The organism is Gluconobacter aidae (genome assembly GCF_009547075.1).
GTDB lineage: Bacteria > Pseudomonadota > Alphaproteobacteria > Acetobacterales > Acetobacteraceae > Gluconobacter > Gluconobacter aidae.
This window is the reverse complement of record NZ_WIPH01000067.1, coordinates 1-5,423: the sequence shown is the minus strand read 5'-3', so window position 1 is coordinate 5,423 and position 5,423 is coordinate 1. Positions and strand designations below refer to the sequence as shown.

The following is a 5,423-nucleotide window of genomic DNA, read 5'->3' as shown; positions in this document are numbered from 1 at the left end:
ACTGGCGAAGTCCTTACGCCATTACGCGGAGACTGACTATATGGCTTTGATCAATATCAGCCACAAAATGTCTTATTTTCTGAGACCGAACAAATTCCGCACAATGGCGAACAGACGGGCGATGGTGAAACGGCCGGCCGGTCCGAAGACCAGACCAGTCAGCGCCGCCATGGCCAGAGACTGCTTGAACTCGATGAACTTGCGGTCACGGCGGATACGGGCCTCGATCTCCACCGGATCCGGGATGGAGCGGGCGGCCAGAAGTCCGAAGATCACGACGAACAGAAGATCCACGCCGATCACGCAGAGCGCGGACTTCACATAACTCAGCCCTGCGACATCAATGAAGAATGCCCACAGGAACCCGTGAAATGATATCGCTGTAAAGAACAGAAAGACTGCCGCAACGATGCCATAGGCCACTCTGCGGCCGATTCGCATTGCAGAGCGGGAAAGGATCTGCCCCTGGGCTGAAAGGACATCCTGTCCGAGTTCGATGGGCTTCATGGAAAGTTGCTTGCCTCTTCTTCAGGACGGGACCGGACGAGATGCCGTCCGTCCCCCGCCTGGAAAGACCCGGGCTGTTACTTGGAGAAACGGCCGGCGAAGAAACCGACCACGGCCGAAATCAGAACGGCTGCAATCGGACGCGCCCGCACACGCGTCGAAACATTTTCAATTTCATGATCCGTGATTTTGCGGGCATTTGCAACGGCATGGTCCGTGCGAGAGGCCGCATCGAGCAGAGCAGGGTTGATGCGGGTGTCCAGCAGTTCCTGAAGCTGGTTCCGCAGACTGTCGATCTGAGCCTGTGTGGTCTCGGTTGCCACTTCAATGTTATCCTTGACGCTTTTACGGCTCATGTTCAAACCCCTTCTTGAATATCCGGTCAGATCTGCTCTGGCCTGATTTTGTTTCGCCTATAACGATCCATTCTCCCAGAGGTTGCATGTCTGGCCTGTCCGGCGTTTCCCGCATGGCTCCCACGCAGAGGAGCACCCGCACCTCCCGCCCGAAGCCCGTGCTGGAGGTGGCTGGTCTGCGTGCGGCCATCGATGCGCCTCCCGTCGATCTGTCGCTTCCACCCGGCGCGACCCTGACCCTGTTCGGAAACCAGTCCGCGGCCCTGTCGCGCCTGCTGGACGTTCTGGCCGGATTCCTGCCCTCTCTGGGCGGTACCATCACGGTCAGCGGCAAGAATGTGACGTCCCGGCCGCCCGCGGAGCGCCGGGTGCGCATCGTCAGCCCGCGAGACCCACTTTTCCCGCATCTGGATCTTCGGGACAACATCGCCTTCAGTCTGCGCGCAAGCCGGCAAGGCAGAACCGAAGCCCGTGCGGCGGCCGGACAGGTGATCTCCCTTCTAGGACTGGACGGCAGCGCGGCCCTGCGCCCCGCGGATTTGAGCCCGGAACAGTCCCTGCGTGTCAGGCTGGCCCGCGCCCTTGTCACGTCTCCCGACGTGCTGCTGCTGGATGATCCGCTTCATACACTCGATCCCCATGCTGCACGCCGCATCCCGATCCTGCTGGGCACCCTCTCCCGCGCCCTGAATCTGAGCGTGATCCAGAGCGTCTCGCGCCGCGAGGATGCCCTGCGTTCGGGTGGCGAGATCGCCGTCTTTCATGACAACCAGCTCCTGCAATGTGCGGACGCCGCCCGTCTTTATGACCGTCCGGACTGCGTTGAGGTCGCCACCCTCTTTGGCGAGACCAACACCCTGCCGGGTCAGGTTCTGGATATTGGCGACGACGTGGCCCGCGTTCATCTGGCCTGTGGCGGCATCGTGGACGCGATGGCCGCCGAAAATCTGGCTGAAGGACAGGAATGTCTTGTCTGTGTCCGCCCCGACCGGATTTCACCCTTTTTCGGAGCCCAGGGCCTAGGCATGGACGAAGAGGGGGAGACGCCCGTCTGCGGTGTTTTGACGGATAGCACCCATCTCGGAGATCATATCCGCATGCGGGTCCGCTGCGCCGAAGGAACAGAGATCGAACTGCGCCGCCCACCGCTTCAGGCCCAGAAGATCCCTGCACCGGGAACCGCTGTCCAGCTTGCCTGGCCCGCCGCCCATGCGACAGCCTTTCCGCCTGGCGCCGGGATGTATTAAAGTGCGCCCGTCCTGTCCGGACGCCCGTAAACCGTTCCCTTTCCAGTAAACCCAGTCTTCCAAGGATCTTTCCGTTCTGACCCGGTCCGCCTTCCCCTTGCGACATGTCTTCCGGACATCCGGTCGGGTCCCCCGCAGGAGTGGCCCCCGCCAGTTGTGTCTCTGCGCCCTGCTGCTTCTGTCGTCCCTAGCGCCTGTGGCTCAGGCTGCATCCGCGCGTTCGTCACATGATACCACCGGCATCGGATCGTTTTTCACGTCTGTCGGACACGGCATCACCTCCGTTTTCATGCCAGGCTCCGCCTCCGCACATGGGCATGAACGCACCCGGCACCGTCGCAGAACTGTCCGTCATCACGCGGTTGCGCCCGTTGCCCCTGAACCCGGCTTCGGCGTTCCGGAAGGCACGATCGCAGCGCACGCCCTCACCTCCAGTGACAATACCCTGCGTCTGGTGGAATGGGACGGCCAGACGACAACGCTCCAGACCGGCTCCCATGCCGCGAAACCCGCATGGATGGCCGTTCTCGTCACGGGAACGCAGCTGGCGCAAGCCTGCGCGGGCGGATGGGTCCATACACTGGATGACAGCCCCACCTGCGGCATTCCCGGGGGTGTCAGCGATCTTGCCCTGACCTGGGACCGCTCACGGCTGGCAAAAGCCCCGGGCTGGCAGGATTTCTGGGACGTGGCGCGGCATCCGGGGCGGCGGGGCCTGCATTTCGGCGCCAGAACCACGCTGGAAATTGCCCTGCTGGCTGACGGTGTCGCACCGCAGGACATCTACCCTACCCTTTCGACACAGGCTGGTGTGGATCGCGCCTTTCGCAAGCTGGACCTGCTTCGCCCCTATATCGTGTGGTGGACGACGGCTGCCGATGCCGCACGCATCATGGAACAGAGCAGCGCCCTCATGCTGAGCGCGCCGAGCACGGAAGTGACCAGTGTCAGTTCCCGGGTTCAGGGCGGGGCTGCAAGCTCGCTCTTCGTTGCCGGCACCCAGAACGTGCTGCGGACGCCGCTCTTCTGGGCCATTCCCGCCAATGTTTCCGCGGATAATGCACGCCGGACACTCGCCCAGCTCAGAATGCATGCTCCACATCTGGAAGACATGCCCGGACCGGTTCCTCTAGGAAACACCCCCACGTTCCTGACTGTCAGCGACACGTTCTGGTCCCAGCATGGCGAAGCACTCGAACAGCAGTTCGAAGCACGTTTCGCCCCGCCAACACCATGATGTCGCTCGCATTACGGCTCAACCTGCCCGCCATCCTGACAGGCCTTCTCGGGGCCTGCGCCGTAATTGCGCTGCTCATGCGTGCCCTGCCCCCTCCCGTCGTGCGGCGTCTTGGATTGCTGCTGCTCCTGCCCGGCCCCGGACTGGCCCTTGCGCTGGCCAGCATTCACTCCGGTCTGGGCTGGCTGGAAGGCATGCTCATTGCGCCGGCGGTCGTTTTTCCAACCGGGGCGACCCTGCTGACCCTGCCGCCAGGTACAACACGCGCCGCCATCGGACTGGGCGCCGACCTGCCGACACGTCTGCGCCTGATCTGGTTTCCGCTCCTTCTGCCATCCGCTTTTCTTTCCATTCTGCTCGCGGTCGTTTTCTGCGTCGCCTGCGCCCTGCTGGACCACCCATGACTTCTCCCACCGCGCCTTTCTGGCAAACCGTCTCTCTGGACCAGATGTCTTCCGAACAGTGGGAGTCGCTGTGTGATGGCTGCGGTCGCTGCTGTCTCAACAAGCTGCGTGACGAAGATACTGAAGACGTAATTTACACGAACGTCGCCTGCCGCCTTCTGAACACGCATACCTGCCGCTGCACCGACTACGCCGACCGCCACCGCAAAGTCCCGGACTGCGTGACCCTCACGCCGGAACTTCTAGCCGAAATCGACTGGCTGCCCCCAAGCTGTTCCTATCGTCTGCTTCGCGACGGATTTGATCTTCCGGACTGGCACCCTCTGCGGACAGGCAATGAAAAGGGCGTGCACAGTTCCGGCGCCTCGGTCCAGGACCGCTGCATCAGCGAGCGCCGCGCCGGACCACTGGAAGACCATCTGGAAGACTGGCCCGGGGAATGGCCGGACCGCTCCCCGCTCTGTCATGCGCTGAAGCACAAGGGCTGAGACCATGCTCCCCCCGACCGTTCCGCTCATCTGGAAACGTTCGACACGGGCCAGGCGCATTACGCTGCGGATCGAACCCGTCCGGGGCGAAGTCATCATCACGGTTCCCGAGCGCATCAGCCGGGACAGGGCGCTGGCATTCGTCCACCAGCAGACGGAGTGGATCACCAATGCTCTAGCCGCTTTGCCGGAAAAGCAGGCGCTCGCTGACGGCTCAGAGGTCATGATCGAAGGGAGAAACATCCCCATCCTGCATGAACCCACGGCCCGGCGCGGCTGCTGGCTGGATGCGGAAGGACTTCATGTCAGCGGAGAAGCCTCGCATACGGAACGACGTGTCCACGATTTTCTTCAGGCCATGGCAAAGGAACGCCTGACACAGACGCTCCAGACCCATTCAGCGAAAATGAACCTGCACCCTGCCCGCCTCGACCTGCGCGATGTCCGGACCCGATGGGGAAGCTGCACGCGCCAAGGACGCATCATGCTCAGCTGGCGCCTGCTGATGGCTCCCCCGGAGATCCGGGATTATGTGGTCATCCACGAACTGGCGCATCTGAAACACTTCAATCACGGCCCCGATTTCTGGTCCCTGGTTGATCGTTTTATTCCGCACGGCCGTACAGGACGTCTTGCGGCGGAACGCTGGTTGAGAGAAAACGGTACCGCTCTTCTGCGCGCAGCATGAGGGCTGTGCGAGCTTGGCGGAATGGTAGACGCACGAGACTTAAAATCTCGAGTCCGCAAGGGCGTGCGGGTTCGAGTCCCGCAGCTCGCACCACTAACCTATTGAAAATACAGAGAAAAACGTACCTCGACGTTAAAATGGGCGTTTGTCCCACAGTCTTTCCCAGAATGGGGAAACTGACGGCATGCTGCGAATCGTCGGGTCGCAATATTATTTCAGGCGTTCTGTCCCGCGAGACCTCCGGGCTTGGTTAGGTAGAGGTGAGGTCTCGCATCCCCTAAAAACGTCCAGTAAGTTGGCAGCACGGCAAAAAGCAGCTCTGCTCTACGCCAAAACGGGCCAGTGCTTTGAGGAGATTCGGCGCATGACGACAGAGCCAGCACGAAAAGCCCTGACAGCCGCCGATATCATCCGCTTTTACGAGCAGTTTGTGAAAGACTGGGAAAATTATCACGACGTTCGGCTGCAAGAAGAAGAGACCAAACATAAGGTCGAA

General features: G+C 61.5%; 8 protein-coding genes and 1 tRNA gene. 7 read left to right on the top strand and 2 right to left on the bottom strand.

What is annotated here, in order from left to right; genetic code table 11:
• Nucleotides 1-72: 72 nt before the first annotated feature.
• Both GFJ39_RS13465 and GFJ39_RS13460 read right to left on the bottom strand, forming a co-directional pair.
• Complete coding sequence (locus GFJ39_RS13465) at nt 73-507, bottom strand: hypothetical protein (protein ID WP_041111783.1); 435 nt, start codon at nt 505-507, stop codon at nt 73-75.
• Between the two features lie 77 nt (nt 508-584).
• Nucleotides 585-863, bottom strand: coding sequence for a hypothetical protein (locus GFJ39_RS13460; RefSeq protein WP_153431921.1), 279 nt, complete (start codon nt 861-863; stop codon nt 585-587).
• A gap of 86 nt (nt 864-949) precedes the next feature.
• Between GFJ39_RS13460 and GFJ39_RS13455 the strand changes: the two genes are divergently transcribed.
• The 7 genes from GFJ39_RS13455 to GFJ39_RS14565 all read left to right on the top strand — a co-directional run.
• Nucleotides 950-2,110 (top strand): ABC transporter ATP-binding protein, encoded by a 1,161-nt coding sequence (locus GFJ39_RS13455; protein WP_153431919.1) that lies wholly within the window; start codon nt 950-952, stop codon nt 2,108-2,110.
• A gap of 154 nt (nt 2,111-2,264) precedes the next feature.
• Nucleotides 2,265-3,347, top strand: coding sequence for an extracellular solute-binding protein (locus GFJ39_RS13450; RefSeq protein WP_228391969.1), 1,083 nt, complete (start codon nt 2,265-2,267; stop codon nt 3,345-3,347).
• Nucleotides 3,344-3,751 (top strand): hypothetical protein, encoded by a 408-nt coding sequence (locus GFJ39_RS13445; RefSeq protein ID WP_153431915.1) that lies wholly within the window; start codon nt 3,344-3,346, stop codon nt 3,749-3,751. Before GFJ39_RS13450 ends, GFJ39_RS13445 begins: the two co-directional genes overlap by 4 nt.
• Nucleotides 3,748-4,239, top strand: a complete 492-nt coding sequence (locus GFJ39_RS13440; protein ID WP_153431913.1) for a YcgN family cysteine cluster protein — start codon at nt 3,748-3,750, stop codon at nt 4,237-4,239. Before GFJ39_RS13445 ends, GFJ39_RS13440 begins: the two co-directional genes overlap by 4 nt.
• A gap of 4 nt (nt 4,240-4,243) precedes the next feature.
• The gene (locus tag GFJ39_RS13435; RefSeq protein ID WP_153431911.1) at nt 4,244-4,927 is read left to right on the top strand and encodes a M48 family metallopeptidase; all 684 of its coding nucleotides are present in this window, start codon (nt 4,244-4,246) and stop codon (nt 4,925-4,927) included.
• Nucleotides 4,928-4,934: 7 nt separating this feature from the next.
• Nucleotides 4,935-5,020, top strand: a tRNA-Leu gene (locus GFJ39_RS13430).
• A 91-nt stretch (nt 5,021-5,111) separates the two neighbouring features.
• A partial coding sequence (locus GFJ39_RS14565) for a DUF6538 domain-containing protein (protein ID WP_407645908.1) occupies nt 5,112-5,423 on the top strand: 312 nt, incomplete at its 3' end.

What these genes read in the sequence shown, in the direction of transcription:
- GFJ39_RS13465 (WP_041111783.1), bottom strand. Translation starts at nt 507, where the DNA reads ATGAAGCCCATCGAACTCGGACAGGATGTCCTTTCAGCCCAGGGGCAG.
- GFJ39_RS13460 (WP_153431921.1), bottom strand. Translation starts at nt 863, where the DNA reads ATGAGCCGTAAAAGCGTCAAGGATAACATTGAAGTGGCAACCGAGACC.
- GFJ39_RS13455 (WP_153431919.1), top strand. Translation starts at nt 950, where the DNA reads ATGTCTGGCCTGTCCGGCGTTTCCCGCATGGCTCCCACGCAGAGGAGC.
- GFJ39_RS13445 (WP_153431915.1), top strand. Translation starts at nt 3,344, where the DNA reads ATGATGTCGCTCGCATTACGGCTCAACCTGCCCGCCATCCTGACAGGC.
- GFJ39_RS13440 (WP_153431913.1), top strand. Translation starts at nt 3,748, where the DNA reads ATGACTTCTCCCACCGCGCCTTTCTGGCAAACCGTCTCTCTGGACCAG.
- GFJ39_RS13435 (WP_153431911.1), top strand. Translation starts at nt 4,244, where the DNA reads ATGCTCCCCCCGACCGTTCCGCTCATCTGGAAACGTTCGACACGGGCC.